This window comes from Micromonospora noduli, from assembly GCF_003264475.1.
In the GTDB taxonomy this organism is placed as follows: domain Bacteria; phylum Actinomycetota; class Actinomycetes; order Mycobacteriales; family Micromonosporaceae; genus Micromonospora; species Micromonospora noduli.
Genome location: NZ_PYAC01000038.1, coordinates 1 through 2,668 on the forward strand (window position 1 = coordinate 1; position 2,668 = coordinate 2,668).

Genomic DNA, 2,668 nt, shown 5'->3' on the forward strand with positions numbered 1-2,668 from the left:
TGGTCCCGGTGTTCGTGGTCCCGGTGTTCGTGGTGCTGTTGTTCGTGGTGCTGTTGTTCGTGGTCCCGGTGTTCGTGGTCCCGGTGTCCGTGGTGCTGTTGTTCGTGGTCCCGGTGTTCGTGGTCCTGTTGTCCGCGGTCCCGGTGTCCGTGGCGCTGTTGTCCGGGGCGCCGGCGAAGTCGAGGCGGCCGAAGAAGAGCGGAGTGGTCGGGTCGTCGGCCAGCTCGGCGACCCGGCGGGCCAGGGTACGGCCGAGCGTCTCGGCCGCGTACGCGTCGCCGGCCACCTGATCACCGGTGGCGAAGAGAGACTCGGCCCGCTCCCGCATCCGACCCAGCGCCGCCCGCGAGGTGGTGAGGTGTGCGCGTTCGGCGGCCAAGTCCGCGTCGAGGTCAAGGTCGGTGTTGGTGTCGAGCTGGGTGCCGAGGTCAAGTGCGGGCATGCTGACGTCCCATCGTTCACATCTGCTGCGCGCTCGCGTGTCCGGGGGCGGATGGCCGGCCGCCCGGCGCGAAGACGTCCGTTCCGGTGCAGCTCACCTTGGCCGTCAAGCGGCCTGCCACCTTACGCTCCCCAACCCGACGCATCCAGCGAATTACCGACGCGACCACCCATCCGGGGCGGCGTGTTGCCCGCCCGGGTGTCAATGGGCGATCACGCCCCGCCTCGCGCCGTGCCTTCTCATGCCGCGACGCCCGTGATCGCCGCGATGGCCGCGACCGCCGCGACGCCCGTGATCGCCGCGATGGCCGCGACCGCCGCGACGCCTGTGATCGCCGCGATGGCCGCGACCCCCGCGATCGCCGCACCCCCGCGATCGCCGCGACGCCCGTGACGCCGTGATCGCCGCGACGCCCGTGACGCCGTGATCGCCGCGACGCCCGCGACGCCGTGACCGCCGCGACGCCGGTGATCGACTCGGCTTTCAGGAAGTTGCGGTGTTTGGGCCGATGCGACGCCCCGGTTTCCAGGAAGCCGAGTCGATCAATCACCGGGAGACGCGGCTTGGTGCGGCAGGGACAGCAGGTTGTCGCGGTCGCGGTCGCGGTCGCGGCCGCAGTGGCGGTGGCGGTGGTGGGGCTGTGGCTGTGGCGGTGGTGGTGGCGGGGCTGTGGCGGTGGCGGTGGTGGTGGTGGTGGTGGTGGGGCGGTCGCGGTGGCGGTGCCGGCCGCGGTGGCGGTGGCGGTGGCGGTCGCAAGGCGCGGTCGCGGGTGGCGTGGGCGTGGTGGGCGGCATCAGCAGCGCAGGTGGTAGAGGTTGCGACGCGGGGTGCGCAGCGGGTCGAGCCAGCTGGGCGGGAGGAATTCAGGTCGACCGTCCGCCGCGAGACGGACCGTCCAGTCGCCGCGGTGGATGAAACGGTGGTGGTAGCCGCAGAGCAGCACCGCATTGCCCAGCGCCGTCATTCCACCGTCGGCCCAGTGTCGGATGTGGTGACCGTCGCACCATCTCGGCGGTCGATCGCAACCAGGGAAGGCACAACCGCCGTCCCGCAGGACCAGCGCGCGCCGCAACGGGCCGGTGAAGAGCCGACGCTGCCGGCCGACGTCCATGACCTGACTGTTGCCGTCCAGCACGACCGGCAGCACGCCCGCATCGCAGGCCAGGCGGCGGACCGCACCGGGGGTGAGGGGCGTGCCGGTTTCCAGTGTTCCGGCGCGTACGCCGTTGACCAGTTCCTCCAGCGAAACGGTCACCACCAGCTGAGGACGGTCGCCGCCGTTGTCGGGCAGCTGACCGGTGCGTAGCGCCAGTCGGCAGATCTCGCCCAACGCGTCGGCGCGGCGCTGACCAGGACTGCGGTCATCATGCTCACCGGCTGGGGCGCAGAGCGGATCGATCGCCTCGCGCAGCAGGCTCGCGGTTTCGGTGTCGAGGTTGCCGCTGAGGCGTACCTGGCCGTGCTGTTGCTCGGAGAGCGTGACGTGCCGGCGGGCCTCGGCCCGCTCGGTGGCCCGCTCCAGAGCCTTCAACTCGGCCTGGTCGGCCAACTCCGGGGCGACGTGCGCGAGGACGCGCTCCCCGAGCCGGCTCAGGCTTGTCGGGTCGAAACGGTCGGCCCAGGCGACCAGTAGTTGGGTGGCCTTGTCCGCCACCTCGGGACCGGCTTCGACCGGGAGGGCGGCGATCGTCTCGGCCACCACCCGACCCTGCTCGACGGTGATGGCACCGCTGAGCAGCGCGTCGCGCACCGCTGGCGGGGCGGCGTCGATGGTGGCGGCGAGCTGGACCAGCTGGCGGGCGCTGCGACCCGAGAGCCGCAGCCGCTCTCGAAGCCAGACGGCGGTGGACGAGGCGCCCTGGGTGACCGCCACCCCGCGACCGTCCAACTCGCGGACCAGACCGAGCTGAACGGCGGCCAACCGCTGCGCCAACATCTGAGTCGCGTCGAGAGAAGCAAGCAAGTCGTCATCGGAGAGCGCCCAGAGCGCGGTCTCGACGCAGTCGTCAACTGCCCCGTCCACCTGCGCCAACACCTCCAACATGAAAGCAGAATAGAACTGGCGTACGACACTTTCGATTCGGCTTGATCAATCAGCGAAACTACCTTCGTCGATCATCGTGAGCTGCCCGCTTGCCGTGCCCGCTTGCCGTGCCCGCGTGCAGTGCCCCCTGCCGTGCCCGCTTGCGCGGCCGCGCTCGCCGCGCCGCGCCGTGAAGCCGCGCC

At 71.4% G+C, this 2,668-nt stretch carries 3 protein-coding genes and 1 pseudogene; 2 read left to right on the forward strand and 2 right to left on the reverse strand.

The features are described from left to right. Positions 1-442 (reverse strand): annotated as a pseudogene (locus MED15_RS34360) (hypothetical protein); the annotation flags it as partial. Between the two features lie 231 nt (positions 443-673). On the opposite strand from MED15_RS34360, the gene MED15_RS33870 reads away from it, so the two are divergent. Both MED15_RS33870 and MED15_RS33645 read left to right on the forward strand, forming a co-directional pair. Then, entirely contained in the window at positions 674-835 is a 162-nt protein-coding gene (locus tag MED15_RS33870) for a hypothetical protein (protein ID WP_208646734.1), read from the forward strand. Positions 836-1,008: 173 nt separating this feature from the next. Next, entirely contained in the window at positions 1,009-1,254 is a 246-nt protein-coding gene (locus MED15_RS33645; RefSeq protein ID WP_167457742.1) for a hypothetical protein, read from the forward strand. On the opposite strand, the gene MED15_RS26720 is transcribed toward MED15_RS33645, so the two are convergent. Beyond that, a complete protein-coding gene (locus MED15_RS26720; protein WP_112737255.1) occupies positions 1,236-2,486 on the reverse strand; it encodes an HNH endonuclease signature motif containing protein in 1,251 nt (416 codons plus the stop codon). The genes MED15_RS33645 and MED15_RS26720 overlap by 19 nt on opposite strands. Positions 2,487-2,668: the final 182 nt, after the last annotated feature.